Source organism: Streptomyces sp. A012304, assembly GCF_026008495.1.
In the GTDB taxonomy this organism is placed as follows: domain Bacteria; phylum Actinomycetota; class Actinomycetes; order Streptomycetales; family Streptomycetaceae; genus Streptomyces.
The window spans coordinates 1-18,730 of record NZ_BQUN01000111.1 but is presented as its reverse complement, the minus strand read 5'-3'; the positions used below and the strand labels follow the sequence as shown (position 1 = coordinate 18,730).

At 74.7% G+C, this 18,730-nt stretch carries 16 protein-coding genes; 9 read left to right on the top strand and 7 right to left on the bottom strand.

The window, feature by feature from the left end; all coding sequences use genetic code 11:
- Positions 1-18 precede the first annotated feature (18 nt).
- Complete coding sequence (locus ALMP_RS27820) at positions 19-2,382, bottom strand: FlgD immunoglobulin-like domain containing protein (RefSeq protein ID WP_264933176.1); 2,364 nt, start codon at positions 2,380-2,382, stop codon at positions 19-21.
- Between the two features lie 162 nt (positions 2,383-2,544).
- On the opposite strand from ALMP_RS27820, the gene ALMP_RS27815 reads away from it, so the two are divergent.
- Positions 2,545-2,940: a luciferase family protein gene (locus tag ALMP_RS27815; RefSeq protein WP_264933174.1), complete on the top strand. Its 396-nt coding sequence runs from the start codon at positions 2,545-2,547 to the stop codon at positions 2,938-2,940.
- Positions 2,941-3,111: 171 nt separating this feature from the next.
- Here ALMP_RS27815 and ALMP_RS27810 read toward each other — a convergent pair whose 3' ends face one another.
- Genes ALMP_RS27810 through ALMP_RS27800 form a run of 3 tightly spaced genes read right to left on the bottom strand, consistent with a single transcriptional unit; the run spans position 3,112 to position 6,905 of the window.
- On the bottom strand, positions 3,112-3,477 hold the full coding sequence (locus tag ALMP_RS27810) for a DUF952 domain-containing protein (RefSeq protein WP_264933172.1): 366 nt from the start codon (positions 3,475-3,477) through the stop codon (positions 3,112-3,114).
- A 34-nt stretch (positions 3,478-3,511) separates the two neighbouring features.
- The gene (locus ALMP_RS27805) at positions 3,512-3,883 is read right to left on the bottom strand and encodes a hypothetical protein (protein ID WP_264933171.1); all 372 of its coding nucleotides are present in this window, start codon (positions 3,881-3,883) and stop codon (positions 3,512-3,514) included.
- A 46-nt stretch (positions 3,884-3,929) separates the two neighbouring features.
- Positions 3,930-6,905, bottom strand: a complete 2,976-nt coding sequence (locus ALMP_RS27800) for an AAA family ATPase (protein WP_264933170.1) — start codon at positions 6,903-6,905, stop codon at positions 3,930-3,932.
- 300 nt (positions 6,906-7,205) lie between these two features.
- Here ALMP_RS27800 and ALMP_RS27795 point away from each other — a divergent pair, with 300 nt between their 5' ends.
- The 4 genes from ALMP_RS27795 (at position 7,206) to ALMP_RS27780 (ending at position 11,302) form a co-directional block, all read left to right on the top strand.
- Positions 7,206-7,862, top strand: a complete 657-nt coding sequence (locus ALMP_RS27795) for a LuxR C-terminal-related transcriptional regulator (RefSeq protein WP_264933169.1) — start codon at positions 7,206-7,208, stop codon at positions 7,860-7,862.
- Positions 7,863-8,019: 157 nt separating this feature from the next.
- A complete protein-coding gene (locus tag ALMP_RS27790; RefSeq protein ID WP_264933167.1) occupies positions 8,020-8,673 on the top strand; it encodes a DUF4255 domain-containing protein in 654 nt (217 codons plus the stop codon).
- The gene (locus ALMP_RS27785) at positions 8,670-10,664 is read left to right on the top strand and encodes an ATP-binding protein (protein WP_264933166.1); all 1,995 of its coding nucleotides are present in this window, start codon (positions 8,670-8,672) and stop codon (positions 10,662-10,664) included. Before ALMP_RS27790 ends, ALMP_RS27785 begins: the two co-directional genes overlap by 4 nt.
- A 59-nt stretch (positions 10,665-10,723) precedes the next feature.
- Entirely contained in the window at positions 10,724-11,302 is a 579-nt protein-coding gene (locus tag ALMP_RS27780) for an ATP-binding protein (protein ID WP_264933164.1), read from the top strand.
- On the opposite strand, the gene ALMP_RS27775 is transcribed toward ALMP_RS27780, so the two are convergent.
- Both ALMP_RS27775 and ALMP_RS27770 read right to left on the bottom strand, forming a co-directional pair.
- Positions 11,277-12,650, bottom strand: coding sequence for a ricin-type beta-trefoil lectin domain protein (locus tag ALMP_RS27775; RefSeq protein ID WP_264933162.1), 1,374 nt, complete (start codon positions 12,648-12,650; stop codon positions 11,277-11,279). The two genes, ALMP_RS27780 and ALMP_RS27775, sit on opposite strands and share 26 nt — an antisense overlap.
- A 133-nt stretch (positions 12,651-12,783) precedes the next feature.
- A complete protein-coding gene (locus ALMP_RS27770; RefSeq protein WP_264933160.1) occupies positions 12,784-14,208 on the bottom strand; it encodes a hydrolase in 1,425 nt (474 codons plus the stop codon).
- Between the two features lie 259 nt (positions 14,209-14,467).
- On the opposite strand from ALMP_RS27770, the gene ALMP_RS27765 reads away from it, so the two are divergent.
- The 4 genes from ALMP_RS27765 to ALMP_RS27750 are packed head-to-tail and all read left to right on the top strand — an operon-like array spanning position 14,468 to position 17,210.
- Positions 14,468-16,069 (top strand): phage tail sheath subtilisin-like domain-containing protein, encoded by a 1,602-nt coding sequence (locus tag ALMP_RS27765; RefSeq protein ID WP_264933158.1) that lies wholly within the window; start codon positions 14,468-14,470, stop codon positions 16,067-16,069.
- A 54-nt stretch (positions 16,070-16,123) separates the two neighbouring features.
- Complete coding sequence (locus ALMP_RS27760; RefSeq protein WP_264933156.1) at positions 16,124-16,567, top strand: phage tail protein; 444 nt, start codon at positions 16,124-16,126, stop codon at positions 16,565-16,567.
- Positions 16,567-17,052 carry a hypothetical protein gene (locus ALMP_RS27755; RefSeq protein WP_264933154.1) on the top strand — a complete coding sequence of 162 codons (486 nt, stop codon included), beginning with the start codon at positions 16,567-16,569 and terminating at the stop codon, positions 17,050-17,052. The genes ALMP_RS27760 and ALMP_RS27755 overlap by 1 nt, the downstream gene beginning before the upstream one ends.
- Complete coding sequence (locus ALMP_RS27750) at positions 17,049-17,210, top strand: DUF6760 family protein (RefSeq protein ID WP_264933153.1); 162 nt, start codon at positions 17,049-17,051, stop codon at positions 17,208-17,210. The genes ALMP_RS27755 and ALMP_RS27750 overlap by 4 nt, the downstream gene beginning before the upstream one ends.
- Here the strand turns inward: ALMP_RS27750 and ALMP_RS27745 are convergent.
- Complete coding sequence (locus tag ALMP_RS27745; RefSeq protein ID WP_264933152.1) at positions 17,156-18,022, bottom strand: hypothetical protein; 867 nt, start codon at positions 18,020-18,022, stop codon at positions 17,156-17,158. The genes ALMP_RS27750 and ALMP_RS27745 overlap by 55 nt on opposite strands.
- Between the last annotated feature and the right edge of the window lie 708 nt (positions 18,023-18,730).

Sequence of the window (18,730 nt, the reverse complement as noted above, 5' to 3'; positions counted from 1 at the left end):
GGCGGCCGACCGTAACCGCTAGGCGCCGTCCGCCACCGTCACCGTTCCCGTCAGCGTCAGGGCCGGGCCCGTGCCGTCCTCCGGGGTGGCGGTGAGTTCCCAGGTGTACGTGCCGGCGGCGACGCGGGTGCCGTCGGCGGCGGTGCCGTCCCAGCGGGCGGAGACGGACGCGCCCACGGCGGTGGCGTCGACGCCGGTCACCACCTTGGCCTTGCGCTTGATGACCAGCCGGGCGCCCGTGGCGGGCTTGGACAGCTGCCAGACGGGGGCCCAGGCGGGGCCGCCGGCCGCGCGGGTGTACGTCGCCGGGACCTGGGCGGCCGTCGACACCAGCGGCTGGGCCGGGACGCCGCTCGGGACCACGTGGGCCGCCCCGGTGCCGTCCAGCCAGGCGACGCCGCCGCCGAACTTGTCCACGTCCCAGTTCTTCCACGGGGACACCGCCGGCAGGCTCGTCAGCACGCGGGGCTGGGCCGCCGTACCGGTGTGGAAGTCGGTGAGGCGCAGCTCGGCGGCCGTCGGGTCGTGGTCGACGACGAAGCCGTCGCCGAGTCTGCCGCGCCGGGGCAGGGTGATGTCCGCGCCGGTGTTCAGGTCGTGGACGCCGAACGGGGTGGTGGGGTCGCCGCCGACGATGTCCTGGCCGACGCAGTCCCAGTACACCCAGCGGCCGACGGCCTGGATGTCCCGGACCACGCAGGAGGCGCCGACCGAGTACGAGGTGACCGTGCCGGTGGCCAGGTCGCGGGCCTCGATCCGGCCGCCCGTGCCGTCCGTGGTCCACAGCTTGGAGCCCCACAGGGCGGCCGCCGGGGTGGTGAGGCGCTGGACGACCGCCGCGCCGCCGGGCGCCTCGAAGTCGACGACGACCCGCTCGTCGCCGGCCCCGTACACCGCGTACCGGCCGAAGGCGTCGCGCAGGCCACGGCCGGAGGTCGACGGTGTACGGCGGTCGAAGGGGACGACCTCCGTGCGGGCGCCGGACGGGGTGGTGCGGACGAGGACGTCGCGTTCGGCGGTGTCGTCGTGGCGGACGTGGACCACCGAGCCGTCGCCGGCGGCCAGGGGCTGGCCGTAGGCCTCCCCCGCCGGCGCGGTGGTGAGTTCGGTGCGCGTGCCCGCCGACGGCGTGCCGGTGAGGGTGACCTTCCGGGTGACGTAGGCGGGGCGCGGCGCGCTGTCCTCCTCCTTCGTCACCAACTGGCCGCCGCCGAGGGCGACTCCGCGCAGCACGCCCGGGAGGGAGGGCACCGGGGAGAGGGTGCTCAGGGTCGGGGTGCCGTCCGCCGCCGCGTCGACGCGGCGCACCGCCCAGTCGCCCGCGTCCGCGCCGCCCACGACGAGCGCGCCGCCGCCGGGTACCTGGAACAGGTCGGACTGGGCGGCGGCAAGCAGCGTGCGGGGCGCTCCGCCGGCGAGCGGGGTGGCCAGCAGGGGGCCGCCGCGCCGCAGGGGCGGGTTCTGTTCGGTGGCGGGCGCCGGACGGTAGGACGTCAGCAGCCAGTCGCCGGCCAGCCCGACGACGGGGATGTCCTCGCCGGAGGCCGGGACGGCGACGGAGGTCCGCGCTCCGGCCGGGTCGTCGCGGCGGACCACCCGCGCCTGGCTCATGCCCTGCTGGTACCAGGCGATGTGGGTGGGCGAGATCGCCGCCTGGATGTTCCAGGACTCGTCGACGGCCACTCCGGAGGAGACGGGCGTGACGGTGCCCGTGGTCAGGTCCAGGACGCCGAGGGTGTGCCCGTGGATGAACTTCACGACGGCGGTCCGCCCGTCCCCGGCCGCGAGCGGGTAGCGGTCGAACCGCTGGCCCTCCGGCGGGTCCACGGGCGTGTCCACGGTGACGCCGTCCTGGACGCGGAGGATGTGCAGCCGGTCGACCTGCCACACCTCGTTGTACGAGATCGTCAGCACCGTCCGCCCGAACGAGCCGACCGTGTACTGCCCTTCCGGCACCGTGAGGGAGGTCGACTCCCCGGTCGCCGGGTCGCGCAGCGCGACGACGCCGCTCGCGCCGACGGGCACCGGCAGGACGTCCGTGCCGGCGCCGTAGAAGCCCTGCTGGCCGGGGACCGTGCCGGTGAAGTTGTCGACGGTGCGCTCGGTCCCGTCGTAGCCGCGCCACTGGTAGACCGGGCCGGAGCCGTCGGTCGTCTCGCGCCGGTGGAGGTAGCCGGTGTCGCCGGCGGCGTACAGGGTGTCGAGTACCGGCTCGTAGTGCACCGGGGCGCCGACGACGAGTTCGGTCGCGTCGGCGGCGTGCGCGGCCGGTGGAACGGCGAGGACGGGCACGGTCGCCAGGGCGGCGACCAGGGCGAGACGGCGGGCGAGGTGGCGGTGAGGGCGACGGTCATCGTTCGTGCGTTCGAATGAGAGGCGCATGTTGATCACAGCGCGGCGGGTGGCGGAAACGTCACAGCCGGCGCACAGGGCGAGGTGAAACACCGTCGGACGAGCCGCAGCTCCCCTCCCCGGCACCGCACGCCCCGGTTACATTTCCCTCAACCTCTGGTTGCCGGGCGGTGATCGAGCGACCATGGGCGCATGACCCTGGCCGAACGCGCCCTCGAACGACTGCAATCCTGGCCCGACCTCAGCGCGGGCCGGGCCAGTTGCGGTACCGGGCGGGCCCTGCGCTCCGCGCACAGCGAGATAGTCCACTTCCACTCCGGGCGGGACGTGGACCTGCATCTGACCGTCCCGGCCATCCAGCGCATCCACGCCGACCTGCGCGGCTCGACCGCCGTACGGCTGATCCCCGGCTCCCGCTGGGTCACCATCCGGCTCGACTGCGACACGGACGTCGACCTGCTGATGAGCCTGGTCAGCGTCGCCCTGAAGGCCCACCTGGCGGAAGCACCGGGCACCGGCCCGTCTCCCGTCACCTGCAACTTCCACCGCGTGACACTGGTGCCGCGCGACGAGCCCGACGAACGCTAGACCGGCTTTCCCCGGGTGGGCGCGCGGTACGGGTACACCGGGCCGACGGCGGATGTGACGGCCCACTACCGGCGGACCGCCGTGGCGCGGGGCTGGCGGACGGCTTCCTCCACATCGAGATCGTCGCCGACCGGGCGGCCTCGGAGTGGTGCTGAGCGGCCGGCGCCCGCGTCAGCCGTCCGTCTCCGCCAGCCCCGTCGCCCGGCCCTCCTCGTCCCAGCGGACCTCCAGGACACGGACCACGGCGTCGCGGTCGAGGGGGCCGAAGACGTGCGGGAACAGGGTGCCGTCGGCGACGCCGGGGGGCGGGGCCGGGTCGGCGGCCTCCCAGGCGCAGCGCGCGGTGAGCCGGCCCTCGTCGAGGAGCAGCGCGAGCAGGGGCCTCGGCGCGTCGCGGTAGAAGGCGTTGACGACGGCGAGGGTGCTCTCCTCGTCGGGGGAGCAGTGGACGAAGCCGTCGTCCTGGAGGGAGGCGGGCGCGTAGGGGGCGTCGGGACGGACGTCCCACACCTCCTTCGGCACGACGTGATAGATCATCGCCCTCTTATACAGCTCTTCGTATCATCCGCTTTCACGCTCGGGCGGCCAGGAAGCTCAGGAGCGCGTACGGCAGGAACACCGCCGGCAGGGTCAGCAGGCGGGGCGCCAGCAGGCGGCGGGCGGCGGACGCGGTGGCGAGGGGTCGCAGGACGTCGTAGATCAGGAGCAGCAGCGTCACCAGCACCCCCGACACGACGTAGACGCCCAGGACGAGATCGCTGTTCTCGATGTCGTCGTACGTGCAGCCGTCCAGGTCGCGGCGGTCCAGGTCGTCGAGGTCGCAGTGGCCGTGCGCGGCGTACCAGCGCGCGCACAGCACGAAGACGGCCGTCGGCAGGCCGATCAGCAGATGCGCCAGCAGCGGCGGAGCGTACCGGCGGACGGCGGCGAGGGCAGCGGACATCCGGTCAAGGCTGTCACATCCCCCGGCGGGAGCCGGGCCGGGTCGGCTAGGAGCCCTTCGTGCCCAGCGCCTCCCGCAGTTCCCCCCGCCTGCGGATGCCCAGTTTGCGGTAGGTGCTGGTCAGGTGGGTCTCGACGGTGCGGCGGGCCAGGTGGAGGAGGTCGGCTATCTCCGTGTTGGTGCGGCCGTCGGCGGCGAGTTCGGCGATGCGGCGCTCGCTGCCGGTGAGGGCGGCGGAGCCGGTGGTGGTACGGCGGGCGCCTCCCGCGCGCAGGGCGTCCTCGGCGAGCGTGCGCAGCCGTACGGCGCCGAGCCGTCCCGCTCGTTCGGCGGCCTCGCGCAGACAGTCCCGGCCGCGCGCCCGCTCCCCGGCGGTGGTCAGCAGCCGTCCCTGGGTGAGCAGGGCGGCGGCCAGTTCGGCGGCGGCCGGGGAGCCGCGCAGCACGGCCACGGCCTCCTCGGCCAGGTCCAGGCCGCGCCGGCCGCCGGTCGCCCGGGCCAGCACCCGCAGGGCCCGGCCGACCGTGCGGGGCGTGTTCCACACCCGGGCCAGCCGCAGCTCCTCCTCCGCGAGCGTCAGCGCCTCCCGGGGGCTGCCGAGGGCGAGCCGGGCCTGGGCGGCGGCCGTCCGCCACGGGGTGACGACCGGGCTGTGCACGGCGCGGGCCGACTGGCGGCGGCCGCACTCCAGGAAGTCGTGCAGGGCGCCGGTGGCGTCCCCCTCGGCGCGGCGCAGCACGCCCCGCGCGTACAGGAAGCGGTTCAGCTGCCAGGAGTCCGGCGCCTCCCGCAGGTCGAACCCGGCCGCGAGCCGCCGCGCCTCGTCGCCGCGTCCCGTCTCCACGAGGGCGATCACGGCGTGGGCGTCGGCGTTGGACGGACCGCCTGTGCGCAGGTCGTCCGGGCGGGGGTCGCGCGTGCTGGGGCCGCCCGTGCGGGGGTCGTCCACGCGGGCCGCGAGGAGCGTCGCGTAGTCGTCGCGGGCGGCGGCGATGTCGGTGCGGACGTCGCGCAGGGCCCGTTCCATCGGGTGCAGCAGGGACGGGCGCTGACCGGCCAGGCCGCGCTCGACGAGCCGTTCCGCCTCGTCGAGTTCGTCGGCCCACTGGGCGACGGCGGCGGCCGTGCCCAGCAGGAAGGGCTCCGCGAGCGGATCGGCGGGCTCGGTCAGCAGGGCCCGCAGCCGGGTCATCGCCGCCTCGGCGGAACTGGCGCCGGCGGTCGCCGCGTACCGCACGAGCAGGGCCTGCCCGGCGGCGCCGACGAGTTCCGGGGCGTGCTCGGCGGTGTCGGTCAGCCACCGGTAGGCCTCGCGGCGCACGGTCTGGTCCTGGTCGGACAGCAGCGCGGACGCCGTGTGCACCGTGCGGGCCAGGTCCGGGTGGCCGGCCAGCCGCCCCTCCAGCCTGCGCAGCACCTCCACGGCCGTACGGACCTCGCCCCGGCCCGCGAGGGCCGTGCCGAGCGCGATGGCGGTACGGACCTGGTCGCGGGGTTCGGCGGGCAGGTTCAGCGCCTCGGCCAGCCGGGGGATGCCCGCGGGGGCGTCGGCCAGGGCGTACTCCAGGGAGCCCAGCTCGGTCAGCAGACGGGGCCGCTGGTCGTCGGTGAGGGGTTCGCGCAGGGCGCGCCGCAGGTAGGCGACGGCGTCGGCGGGGCGGGCCTCGCGCACGGCCACGGTGACGGCGTCGCGCAGGACGCGCAGCGCCCACGGCAGGCCGACGGTCGTACTGCCCAGCAGTTGCCGCGCCACCGCCTCGACCCGGTCGCCGCGCCGTAGCATCGCCTCCGCGACCGCCCGGTGCGCGGCCTGCCGTCGCCCTGCGGGCCATCCGCCGAGTACGGCGTCCCGCAGCAGGGGGTGGGCGAACCGGGGCCGCCCGTCCGCCCCGGCCCGCAGCAGCCCGAGCCGCGTCATCGCGGTGAGCCACCCGGCGACCCGGGAGGGGTCGGCACCGGAGGCGTCGGCCAGGAGGGGGGCGAGGGGGTGAGGGGCCGGGGTGCTCGGGGGCAGAAGCCCGCCGTCCCAGGTCCCGTGACCGGTTCCGTCCTCGGTCCCGCCACCGGCGCCGCCCTCGGTCCCGTCACCGGTCCTGTCCTCGGTCCCGTCCCCGTCCGCGCCGGGGCCGTCGGCCTCCTCCAGTACCGCCAGGACCCGCGCCACCTCCGCCGTCCCCGGTCCCGCCGTCTCCAGCCACCAGGAGACCGTGGCCGGATAGGCGCCGGGGTACAGGGCGGCGCAGGTGTGGGGGACGGGGGCGGGCGGCGGGGTGCCGTGCAGGTCCTCCAGGAGGGCCTGGAGGAGGAGCGGGTTGCCCGCGCCCGCGCGGACACAGGACGCCGTCCAGTCGGGCGGGGCCGTGGGGAACGCGGCCCGGACCAGGGCGGCCGAGGCGTCGTCGGTGAGCGGGGCGAGGGTGTGGGTGCGGACCAGGGACGGGGACAGGGTGTGGGTCAGCCCGGCCGGCTGCGGTGCGATGTCGTACTGGCTGCGTTCGGTGACCACCACCAGCACCGGTAATCGGTCGATGCGCCGGGCCGCCTCGACGAGCCAGCGGCGGGAGGCGGCGTCGGCGAGATGGACGTCGTCGACCGCCACCAGCAGCGGGGCCTCGTCGGCGTAGGAGCGCAGCAGCCGCCACAGCCGGGCCGCGCTGCCCCGGTCGTCGAGACCGGGCGCCACGTCCGCGAACTCCGGTACCGGCCCGAGGAGATGGAGGACGGCGGAGAACGGCACGGCGGTGTCCTCGGGGGAGCAACGGGCGCGCAGGACGCGCAGGCCCCGGTCGGCGGCGTGCGCGGCGGCGGCTTCCAGGACGGCGGAGCGGCCGGTGCCGGTGGCACCGCGCAGCAGGACGAGCCGTCCGCTGCCGGCGCGGACGCGCTCGACCTCGGCGGCGAGCAGCGCGAGCGCGTCCCCGCGTTCCCGCAGCGTTCCGCTCGACGGACCGGTCGGCGAGTTCGATGACGCGGCCGACGGACCGGTCGGCGAGTTCGATGATGCGGTCGACGGTCCGGTCATCCATGCCTCCTGTGGTGGACGGGGGTGACGCGACGGGAGATGCGGGGAGCACGGACCCGGGTGCCCGCTGTGGCGAGGCTCACTGCGCCGCGCCGACCGGGCGCCGATGCCCGATCGATCCGGCTGACCTGCGGAAATGCGAGGTCGCACCGCCGTTCGTGGTACCGCTCCCGCTGGCCTCGTGGTCCGCCTCGTGGTGCTCCACGATTGCGCCGGACACGGCAGCCCCAGAAATGTGGAACACGCCCTCCCGTCGCCGGCGCGCACCGGTCGGCGGGCCCGTGAACAGGGGAGAGACGGTTGCTCAGCGCATCCCGGACACCGCACACCGCCGCCGGCGCCCGCCGCACGCCCGTCGCGGTGCAGGCCGCCGACCCCATCTCCCGCGAGGGCGCGGTCAGCCAGCTGCGCTCCCGCCCCGAGGTGGAGCTGCGGGAGGAGCCCGGCCCGGGCACGGTGGCCCTGCTGATCGAGGACACCCTGGACGAGGCGGCGCTGGCCCGGCTGCGCCGGATCGTGCGCGGTGAGGGCGTACGGGCCGTGCTGGTCGTGGGCACGATCCGGGAGAACGAGCTGCTGGACGTCATCGAGTGCGGCGTCGGCGCCATCGTCTGGCGCCGGGAGGCCACCGCGCACCGCCTGGTGCAGGCCGTGCTGGCCGCCGGGCGCGGCGAGGGCGACCTGCCCGCCGATCTGCTCGGCCGGCTGATCAGCCAGGTGGGCACCCTGCACCGGGGCGCGGCGAACCGGCCCGGCGCCCCCTCGATGGGCCTCGCGCCCCGTGAGGTGGACGTTCTGCGGCTGGTCGCCGAGGGCCTCGACACCGGAGAGATCGCCAGCAAGCTGTCCTACTCGGAACGAACCGTCAAGAACGTGATGCACGGACTCACGACGCGACTGCACCTGCGCAACCGGGCGCACGCCGTGGCATATGCCCTTCGGGAAGGCTACATCTGACCGAACGGGCAATCGAAGGCGGACACGCGGGCAGCGCTTTTGCCCGGCCACCGACCCGGGGTCGCTCACCGCCCGCACCGGCGCAGGGCATGATCGTCGGGGCAACGGGCGTGTGCGGCACGGCGGTTGAGGCGAACGACCAAGGAGTGACGAGACGGTGATCCACGAGGTGGACGAGGTCCTCAAGGGCCTGCTCGGCAGCGGTGCGCTCACCGGCTCCGGCATCGACGTCTCCTTCGAGGCGCCCACCCGCGACTGGGCGGCCCGCCGCAACGCCCCGGTGATCAACGCCTATCTGTACGACATCCGGGAGGACGTGACCCGCCGCCAGCGCGGCCAGATGTCCGTCCGCGACGACCGGGACATCGTCGTACGGCGCCGTCAGCCGCCGCGCTGGTTCCGGCTGTCGTACCTGGTGACCGCCTGGACCAAGACCCCACACGACGAACACCGGCTGCTGTCGGCGGTGCTGGCGACGCTGCTGCCGCACGAGCTGCTGCCCGCCGACGAACTGCCCGGCGCACTCGGCGCGTTGGGTCTGTCGGTGCCGCTGACGGTGGCCGGGCTGCACTCCGAGTCACGGTCACTGGCCGAGATCTGGTCCGCGCTCGGCGGTGAACTCAAGCCGTCCCTGGACCTGGTGGTGACCGCGCCCTTCCCGGCCTACCCCGAGTACGACGCCGGACCGCCGGTCACCGAGGGCGCCGTGGTCCGCGTCGGCGGCATGGACGGCGACCCCCCGATGCCGTCCGGCCGCGCCCACCGCCCACACCAGGTCGCGGCGGCCCGTGAGGCCCGGGTTCCCCGATGACCGCCCCGGAGGTCCGGTCCCCCGCACTGGAGCCCCGCCTCGCCGCCCGTCGGGAGCGTGCCGCCGCCCTCCGGGAACGTGTCGCCGTTCTTCGGGAGCGTGTCGCCGTCCTTGTCGACCGTCGCAGTGCCGTCGATCCCACGGCCGACGACCCGTTGCGCGGGCTGTACCTGTCCGAGGAGGCGGTAGGGCATCTGCTGGGACGGGGGCCGGACCCCCCGGTGGACGGCATCGCGGGTGCCGCCGACCCGCTCCTGCCCCGCCTGCCCCTCACCGCCCTCGACACCGCGATCCTCCTCATCGCCCTCGCCCCCGACCTCGACCGCACCTTCGAGCCGCTGTACGGCTACCTCAACGACGACGTGAGCCGCCGCCGCGCCACCGTCGGGCTCGCCCTCGACCTGTGCGGCGTCCCCGCGCACGACGCGGCGGCGCGGGCCCGTTTCCACTCCGCCGCGCCCCTGCGCGCCCTCGGTCTGCTGGACGTCGAGGATCGCGAACGGCCCCTGCTGTCCCGTTCGTTGCGGGTCCCGGACCGGCTGCTCGCGCACCTCCTCGGCGACGACACCCCGGACGCCGCCCTGCACGGCTGCCTCCTCCCGATGCCGGAGCCCCTCCCCGCCGACGACGCCTCGTTCACCGCCCGTCTCGCCGCCCGGCTGACCGCCGGTCCGCTCATCGCCTACCTGCGCGAACACCGCGAGGGCGACGGTCCGGCCGCGCTCGCCGCCGCCCTGGACGCGGCCGGCCTCGGCGCCCTGCGCTTCACCGGCCCCGAGGACCGCGTCCCCGACCTGCTGCGCGAGGCCCGCCTCACCGGCCGGGCGGTCGTGCTGAGCGGGCTGCCCGAGCAGCCGGCCCCGCTGGTGACGGCGTTGGCGGCCGGGACGGACGTGACCGTCCTGCTGACCGACCCCCGCCCCTACGACCCCCACTGGTGCGCCGCCCACGACCCCCTCGTCCTGGACGCGCCGCGCCGCCGGGCGGGCGGGACGGCGGCCTGGGCGGCGGCGCTGGGCCCGCAGGCGGCCGGTTTCGACCTGGCGACCGCCGTGGCGCCGTACCGGCTCGGCGGCGACCGGGTGGCGCGGGCCGCGCGCGCCGCCCGTGACCTGGCCGCCTTCGAGGGCGGCCCGCTCACCGCGCACCACGTCCGGCTGGCGGCCCGCCAGCAGTCGGCGTCCGGCCTGGAACGCCACGCCCGCCGCATCCGGCCCGCTGTCACCTGGGACGACCTCGTCCTGCCCGAGCGCCCCCTCACCCAGCTGCGTGAACTCGCCCTGCGCGCCCGCCACCGCGACCGCGTCCTCGGTGACTGGCGGCTCAGCGCCGGCGGCGGCCGGGGCCGGGGCGTGCTCGGCCTGTTCGCGGGCGAGTCCGGCACCGGCAAGACGCTGTCCGCCGAGGTCGTGGCCGCCGAACTCGGCCTCGACCTCTACGTCGTGCAGCTCTCCTCCGTCGTCGACAAATACGTCGGCGAGACGGAGAAGAACCTCGAACGCATCTTCACCGAGGCCGACCGCACCGACGCCGTCCTCCTCTTCGACGAGGCCGACGCCGTCTTCGGCAAACGCTCCGAGGTCAAGGACTCCCACGACCGCTACGCCAACATGGAGAGCGCCTACCTGCTCCAGCGCCTGGAGTCCTTCGACGGCATCGCGCTGCTCACCACCAACCTGCGCGCCAACATCGACGAGGCGTTCACCCGCCGCCTGGACCTGGTGGTCGACTTCCCCTTCCCCGACGCCGAACAGCGCCTGTCCCTGTGGCGGCACGGCCTGACGCACGTGCCGTGCGCCGACACCGTCGACCTCGCGCCGCTGGCCAAGGACTTCGAACTGGCCGGCGGCTCCATCCGCAGCGCGGTCGTCACCGCCGCCTACCTCGCCGCCGGCCGGGGCGAGCCGGTGAACGACTCCGACCTCCTGGAGGGCGCCCGCCGCGAGTACCGCAAGGCGGGACGTCTGGTGCCGGGGGAGACGAACTGGTAGCCAGGAGGACCGGCCCCCGGGCCGCCACCGCCCCCTGCCCTCGCCCCACGGGAAACGCCATGACGCCACCCACGCTCCTCGTCGTCAGCGGAGGCCCCGGCACGGGGAAGACCACCCTCGCCCACGCCCTCGCCCGGGAACTCGGCTGTCCCGCGATCGTCCGGGACGAGATCAAACAGGGCATGGTGCTGTCCACCCAGGGCCACCGGAGCGGCGGGGACGACCCCCTGAACCGTCCGACGCTGGAGGCCTTCTTCGGCGTACTGGAGGTCCTGCTGCGGGCCGGGGTGACGATCGTGGCCGAGGCCGCCTTCCAGGACCGGCTGTGGCGGCCCAACCTGGAACCGCTCGTGGAGCTCGCCCGGATCCGCGTCGTCCGCTGTGTCACGTCGGCCGCGATCGCCCATGACCGCATCGTCCGGCGCGTCGAGGCGGACGCCCACCGGGCGGCGCACGGCGACCGGGAACTGCTCGCGGCGATCGCCCGCGGGGAGCGTTCGCTGGAGTCCTTCGTGCCGATCTCCCTGGACGTCCCCACGCTGACGGTGGACACCTCCGACGGCTGCACCCCCGGCGTCCGGGACATCGCCGCCTTCGCCGCAGCGGGACGCCCTACTCCACCCGCCACTTCTGGTTAGGCGTTCCCGAGCACGTCCACAGCTGGAGCTTCGCCCCGTTGCCGGTGCCGTTGTCCTTGACGTCGACGCACTTGTCGGCCTGGGGGTTGACCAGGTCGCCGGCGCCGCTCAGGACGAACTGCTGGGCGGGGTTGCCGCTGCACCGGGCGAGCTGGATGACGGCGCCGTCCTCGCGGGAGCCCCAGGCGACGTCCATGCACATGCCGAGGGAGCGGACGGTGCCGTCGCCCCGGAAGTCCCACTTCTGGTTGGCGGAGCCCGCGCAGTCGTAGATCTGGAGCGGAGTGCCGTCGCGGCCCTTGCCGTCCTGGGAGTCGGTGACGTCGACGCACCGGTCGGAGGCCTGGCCGATGATCAGGACGCCGGGCACGGGCTTCGGGCTGGCCTTGGGCGCCGAGCCGCCGCCCCCGCCGCCCGAGCCGCCGCCGCCCGAGGCGGACGATCCGGAGGAGCCGCCGGTGTCCTCCTTCGCGGGTGGTGAGGGGATCGCCGGTTCCGGCACGGCGGCCTCGGTGGAGGCGTCGGGCTTCGGCGCGGACGGCGCGGAGACGGCCGGACTGGGCAGCGCGGTGCTGCCGGCCTCGGCGAGCTTCTCGGTGGCGCGGCTGTTCACCTGCGGCTTGTACGCCAGCCAGATCATCACGAACGCGATCGCCAGCGCGACGCTCACGCTGAGCGCGGTCGCCAGCCAGCGCGGCAGGAACCCGCGCTGCACGAACGTCCCGTCGACGGTCAGCGGCGGCACGCCCGAGCGCTGCACGCTCAGCGCGAACGGCCGCTGCTCCTTCGACCCGAACCAGATGATCTGCCGGGGCCGCAGCGTGGTGTCGACGAACACCGCCCGCCCCGGCTCGATCTGCACACTCCCCGGCCGGATGTCGTACGACAGGTGGTCGCCGGTGTCGGCGCCCGCGACGGAGGCCGTCACCCGGGTGTTGCCGAGGTTGTCGACGGCCAGCCGGGGGCGACCGCGGAAGCGGCCCTTCACCGTCGGTGGTACGAGTTCGGCGCGCACCTCCGTGAAGGGCGTCACCGTCAGGTTCCCCTCGGGCACGGTGACCGCGTCGGGGTGTTCCGTGGGCGTGACGCGGATCGCGTACGGGTTGGGGCCGGCCGTCGCGTCCGGGGTGCGCGGCGGGGCGAACGTCAGCTCGACCGTGCCCGTCGTGCCGGGGTAGAGCCGCAGCGTCGGCGGCTCCACCGTCGTCCACGGCGCGACGCTCCCCACCGGTTCGAAGCGGTACTCGTCGACGACGTCACCGGTGTTGCGCACCCGCAGCCGCACCGTCGTGCTGCTGCCGGGGTCCACCGTCGCGGAAGCCGGTTCCAGAGAGGTCCACAGAGTCACAAGTCGACGCTAAAGCGGCAGGCCACGGCCCGTCAGGAAGCCGCGGGGCAGGACCGGTGCCCGAAGGGGACAGCCGGACCTGCCCTTCCGCACGGCTCGCCACCGTACGGAACACAGGCCGGGGGAGAGCCGCTCACACCGTGAAGCGGACCGCCTCCAGCTTCCGCTTCTCCTCCCAGGGGCTGCCGCCGAACATCCACTCGCCCGGCTTGGTGCAGCCGAGGCCCATCCAGCCCTTGTCCGCGAGGTGGGCGTTCTGGCAGACGGAGCCGTCCCGGACCTCGATGGTGAAGCCCATCAGCGGGGAGTCGGCCTCCTTGGTGGACCCGATGTACATGTCGATGCCGTCCGCCGCCGACGACCACTTGTCGCCCGTCTTCCAGCCCTCGACCACATGGGCGCCGTTGCCCGCGACGCCCTTGGTGCCGGACACGGCGATGTTGAGGGCCTTGATGGGCAGGTCCTTGCCGGTCGTGCCGGCCTCGGCGCCGTCGCACACCGGCTTCTGCCAGCCCTGGTCGGCGACATACGCGCGGTAGCAGATGTGACGGCCCTCGCTGCGCGCGGCGAGGGCCTGCACGGCCGTGGCGGCGGTCTCCTCCTCCGGCTTCTCCGGCTCGTCCGCGCCGCCGCCCCCGGCGCCCGCACCGCCCCCGTCGCCGCTCCCGGCCTGCTCCGTCCCGTCCGGGACCGGGACGTTCTCCGGCTGTGCGGCTTCCGGGCTCGGCGCGGGGGGCGCGCTCGTGACCGGGGCCGACGGACCGGGCGGCGGCAGGGTGGAGCCCTCGGCCTCCGCCACCTTCTCCGCCGCCAGGCTGCGTACCTGCGGCTTGTAGGCCAGCCAGATCATCACGAACGCGATCGCCAGCGCCAGGCTCACGCTGAGCGCGGTCGCCAGCCAGCGCGGCAGCAACCCGCGCTGCACGAACGTCCCCTCCACGTCGAGGGGCTGCGCCCCGGACCGCCGTACCGCGAGGGTGTAGGGCTGTTCCTCCTTCGACCCGAACCAGATGATCTGCCGGGGCCGCAGCGTGGTGTCGACGAACACCGCCCGCCCCGGCTCGATCTGCACACTCCCCGGCTGGATGTCGTACGACAGCCGGTCGCCGGTGTCGCTGCCGCTGACCGAGGCCGTGACGCGGGTGTTGCCCACGTTGTCGACGGCCAGCCGGGGGCGACCGCGGAACCGGCCCTTCACGGTCGGCGGCACCAGCTCGGCGCGCACCTCCGTGAACGGTGTGACGGTCAGGTTGCCCTCCGGGACGGTGACCGCCTCCGGGTGCTCGGTCGGCGTGACGCGGATCGCGTACGGGTTGGGGCCGGCCGTCGCGTCCGGGGTGCGCGGCGGGGCGAACGTCAGCTCGACCGTGCCCGTCGTGCCGGGGTAGAGCCGCAGCGTCGGCGGCTCCACCGTCGTCCACGGCGCGACGCTCCCCACCGGTTCGAAGCGGTACTCGTCGACGACGTCACCGGTGTTGCGCACCCGCAGCCGCACCGTGGTGCGGGCGCCGGGGTCGACGGTGGCGGAGGAGGGTTCGAGGGAGGTCCACAGGCTCACCCGGCCACGCTAGGGCGCGGGCGGCGGGCGAGGTCAGAGGCGGCGGGGCAGGGCCGTCTGCCCGAAGGTCCTGCGCCGTCCCGCCCTCACCCGCGCGGGAGCGGAAGGGCCACGGGGGCAGCAGCCGGGGCACCTCGGGGTGCTTGCCCCAGCGGACATGAACGTTGCCCCCGGTATGGCACCGGGGGCCGTTTCGGGCGACGCGCCGCGCGCGTGACGGTGAAAGACGTCCTGACGCGTACCCCGAGGAGAGCACAGCATGCCGTCCTACCTGTCGCCCGGCGTATACGTCGAGGAGGTGGCCAGCGGCTCCCGCCCGATCGAGGGAGTGGGCACCTCGGTCGCGGCCTTCGTCGGACTCGCGCCGACCGGCCCGCTGAACGAGCCGACGCTGGTGACCAACTGGACCCAGTACGTGGCGGCGTTCGGTGACTTCACCGACGGGTACTACCTGGCCCACTCGGTCTACGGTTTCTTCAACAACGGCGGCTCGGCGGCGTACGTCGTGCGCGTGGGCGGTTCCCCGGCGGGCGCGGCCGGAGAGACGACGGGCGAGGCCGGTTCCCCGGCCGCCGTGGCCGGTGCGGGCGCCGGCCCGGCCGCGCTGCCCGCCGGTGAGCCCGCGCAGCTCGGCACGTTCACCGTCACGGCCACCGCGCCCGGCGCGCAGGGCCCGCTGAGCGTGGAGGTCGCCGACGCGGAGGGCGAGGGCCCCGCCGAGCGCTTCAAGCTGATCGTCAGGGACGGCGACAAGGCCGTCGAGACGTTCGACGTGACCGCCAAGAAGGGCAACCGGTCGTACGTCGTCACCCAGGTCAAGGAGCGCTCGAAGCTCATCACGGTCGCGGAGGCCGCGCCGTCGGCGCAGCTGGCCCGCCCCGACAACCAGACGGTGACGCTGGCCGCGCCGCCCGCCGCCCCCGCCGTACCGGCGCGGGAGGAGCCGGCGCAGGCCGGTCCCGCGCAGTACCTCGGTGACAGCGCCGACCGCACCGGCTTCGGCGGTCTGGAGGCGGTCGACGAGATCTCCATGGTCGCCGTGCCCGACCTGATGGCCGCCTACCAGCGCGGGGCGATCGACCTGGAGGCCGTCAAGGCGGTCCAGCTCGGCCTGATCGCGCACTGCGAGCTGATGGGCGACCGGGTCGCGATCATCGACCCGCCGCCCGGCCTGAACGCCCGCCAGATCCGGGTGTGGCGGCAGGAGACGGCCGGCTACGACTCCAAGTACGCGGCGCTCTACTACCCGTGGATCAAGTCCTTCGACCCGGCCACCGGACAGGCCCGGCTGGTCCCGCCGAGCGGTCACGTGGCCGGCGTCTGGGCGCGCAACGACTCCGAGCGCGGTGTGCACAAGGCGCCGGCGAACGAGGTCGTGCGCGGCGCGGTGGACCTGGAGATCCAGATCACGCGCGGCGAGCAGGACCTGCTCAACCCGATCGGCGTGAACTGCATCCGCGCGTTCCCCGGGCGGGGCATCCGCATCTGGGGCGCCCGCACGCTCTCCTCGGACCCGGCGTGGCGCTACCTGAACGTCCGCCGGTACTTCAACTACCTGGAGGAGTCGATCCTGATCGGCACCCAGTGGGTGGTGTTCGAGCCGAACGACCACGCGCTGTGGGCCCGGATCCGGCGCAACGTCTCGGCGTTCCTGGTCAACGAGTGGCGCAGCGGCGCCCTGTTCGGCGCCCGGCCCGAGGACGCGTACTACGTCAAGTGCGACGAGGAGACCAACCCGCCGGAGTCGGTGGACGTCGGCCGGGTCGTGTGCGAGATCGGCATCGCACCGGTCAAGCCGGCCGAGTTCGTGATCTTCCGGCTGGCGCAGTTCTCCAGCGGCAACGGGGAGCTGGAGGAGTAGCCGGACCCGGCCTCCGCAGCAGACCGCCGTCAATTCTCCTAGAAAGAAAGCCAGATGACTCTCCAGCCGGGTGACGCGCTCACTTCGCACAATTTCGGGCTCCAGATCGACGGCGTGATGGTCGAGTACCTCGCCGAGGTCAGCGGCCTCAGCCTCGAACAGGACGTCATCGAGTACCAGCAGGTCTCCGCGCAGGGCAAGCCCGTCACCAAGAAGCTGCCCGGTGTGAAGAAGGCCGGCACCTGCACGGTCGTGCGCGGTATGACGCAGTCCGCCGCCTTCAACCAGTGGATCACCGAGTCGATCAACGGCGCGATGGGCAGCGCCCGCAAGAACGCCACGATCATGGTGATGGACTATCAGAACAACCCGGTCAAGCGGTACAACATGCGCAACGCCTGGTGCAGCAAGATCGACACCAGCACGGTGAAGGCGGGCGAGGCGTCCGCGCTGACCGAGACCGTGACGATCACGTTCGAAGAACTGGTCATCGAGTAATGCGGCGTACGGCGGTCCGGGCGGGGGCCGCGACAGCGGCCGTGACGGTCGGGGAGCGGGAGGCGCCCCCGCCCCCGCCCCCGCCGGCCGCTCCCGCCCCCACGCCGGTACGGCACCTCCAGACGGAGTTCCCCTTCGAGCTGCCGCGCGGCTATGTCGACGAGGCGGGCACCGTCCACCGCGACGGAGTGATGCGCCTGGCCACGGCGAGGGACGAACTCGTCCCCCTGCGCGACATCCGCGTCCAGGAGAACCCGGCGTACCTGACGGTGGTCCTGCTGGGCCGGGTCATCACCCGGCTCGGCACGCTGCCCCTCGTCCACGACGGGATCGTGGAGAACATGTTCGCCTCCGACCTGGCGTTCCTCCAGGACTTCTACCGCCAGATCAACGCGGAGGGCCACACCCGGGCGACCGTGGAGTGCCCCCACTGCGCGGAGCCCTTCGACGTCGAACTCGGCGGGAGCCGCCTGGGGGAATCGTGACGTACGCGACCGACCGGCTGCACGAGGAGATCGCGTACGTCGCCTTCCACTTCCACTGGAGCCACGAGGAGATCCTGGACCTGGAGCACCACGACCGCCGCCGCTACGCGGACCGCATCGCGGCCCTGGTGTCCCGGGCGTCCGGGACGGAGGGCTGAGCCATGGGGTTCCTGGATCGCTTCCGCAGGGCGGCGTCCGGATCGACGTCGACGCGGAGCGGGGATGCCGCCGATCCGGTACCGGAGGTTCCCGCGGTGGTACGTCCGCGTACGGCGGCCTGGCCGGCGTTGCCGCCCCTCCAGCGGTCGGCGGCCCGGGACACGGCGGGCGTCGCCGACCCCGGCTTCGGCAACCGGCTGGCCACCTGGCAGAACCCGACCTTCACGGCCACGTCCGCACCGATGATCCTGGACGGCACACGAGGCGGCCTGCTGTCGCCACCCCCTACGGAGACGCCGCCGCAGACGACTCCGGCCCTGCCGGTGGTACGGCCCACGCGGACACCCGCGATCGCGCCGCCGACGGACACGCCTGCGGCCGGGCCGACGACGGACACGACGGCGGTCGTGCCGGTGATGACTCGGCGGAGGACGCCTGCGGCCGGACCGACGCAGACGCCTGCGGTTGGGCCGACGACCCCGACGCAGACACCTGCCGTCGGGCCGACGACCGCGACGCAGACACCTGCCGCCGGGCCGACGACTCCGACGCAGACACCTGCGGTCGGGCCGGCGACGACTCGGGCGAAGACGCCTGTGACAGTGCCGGTCGGGGCGCCGGCCAAGACGCCTGCGGTCGGGCCGGTCGGGGCGCCGACGACGGTCGAACCCCGGGTGGCCGGGCCATCGACGCCGCCGCCCCTGCCTCCGTCCCCGTCCCCGTCCTCGTCGGCGGAGGCCGTGTCGCCGGTGCCGCCCGTCCTGCCCATGCCGTCGGCGCCTCCCGCGCCCGCCGTGCCGGCGCGGGGCATCCGTGTGCGTCCGGCACCACCGCGCCCGCCGGCGACCCCGGCTCACCTGACGAAGTCATCCACCGCCCCGCTCCAACGGCGCACCCTGCCCACCCGGGTACCGACGCCGCCGCCCTCCCCTGCCTCCAGCGACAACGGCGGAACCCCGCCGGCCACCGAGGAGCCCGGCCCGTCCGCTTCCACCGCCGCGGTGCGAGGGCACACCCCGCCCACCCCTGCCCCGGTCTCCACCGACGGCGGCGGCACGAACCCCGAGAGCGGAACCCCCGTACAGCGGGCGTCCTCCGCACCGATCGCGGTCCCGCACGCCTCGAGCCCGGCCGCCCCCGGGCCGGTTGATCCGATGGCCGGCCCGCCCGCCCCACGGTCGGTGAGCGCGCCTGCCCACGCTCCAGCGGACGTACCCGTGACCCCGGCAGCCCCGGCGCCGACACCGCAGCCGCCCGCCTTGAAACCCGAGGCACCCACAGCCGTACAGCGGTCGGTCACGCCCAGCGGCACGTCCCCGGCCACGTCGGTCACCGCCCCCCTCGCCCCACGGCCCGTGAACCCGCGCCCAGCCGCCGCCCCAGCCGACGTACCCACACCCGTGGCAACTCCGGCGCCGCAGCCGCCCACCCCCAGCACCGGAACACCCACCCCCGTACAGCGGTCGGCCACGCCCAGCGCCACGGCCCCGGCCACGCCGGTCACCGCACCCCCCGCCCC

Bases quoted from the DNA above. Each gene is read 5' to 3' on its own strand.
- ALMP_RS27820 (WP_264933176.1), bottom strand. From the start codon at position 2,382: ATGCGCCTCTCATTCGAACGCACGAACGATGACCGTCGCCCTCACCGC.
- ALMP_RS27815 (WP_264933174.1), top strand. From the start codon at position 2,545: ATGACCCTGGCCGAACGCGCCCTCGAACGACTGCAATCCTGGCCCGAC.
- ALMP_RS27810 (WP_264933172.1), bottom strand. From the start codon at position 3,477: ATGATCTATCACGTCGTGCCGAAGGAGGTGTGGGACGTCCGTCCCGAC.
- ALMP_RS27805 (WP_264933171.1), bottom strand. From the start codon at position 3,883: ATGTCCGCTGCCCTCGCCGCCGTCCGCCGGTACGCTCCGCCGCTGCTG.
- ALMP_RS27800 (WP_264933170.1), bottom strand. From the start codon at position 6,905: ATGACCGGACCGTCGACCGCATCATCGAACTCGCCGACCGGTCCGTCG.
- ALMP_RS27785 (WP_264933166.1), top strand. From the start codon at position 8,670: ATGACCGCCCCGGAGGTCCGGTCCCCCGCACTGGAGCCCCGCCTCGCC.
- ALMP_RS27780 (WP_264933164.1), top strand. From the start codon at position 10,724: ATGACGCCACCCACGCTCCTCGTCGTCAGCGGAGGCCCCGGCACGGGG.
- ALMP_RS27765 (WP_264933158.1), top strand. From the start codon at position 14,468: ATGCCGTCCTACCTGTCGCCCGGCGTATACGTCGAGGAGGTGGCCAGC.
- ALMP_RS27760 (WP_264933156.1), top strand. From the start codon at position 16,124: ATGACTCTCCAGCCGGGTGACGCGCTCACTTCGCACAATTTCGGGCTC.
- ALMP_RS27755 (WP_264933154.1), top strand. From the start codon at position 16,567: ATGCGGCGTACGGCGGTCCGGGCGGGGGCCGCGACAGCGGCCGTGACG.
- ALMP_RS27745 (WP_264933152.1), bottom strand. From the start codon at position 18,022: ATGCCCCGCGCCGGCACGGCGGGCGCGGGAGGCGCCGACGGCATGGGC.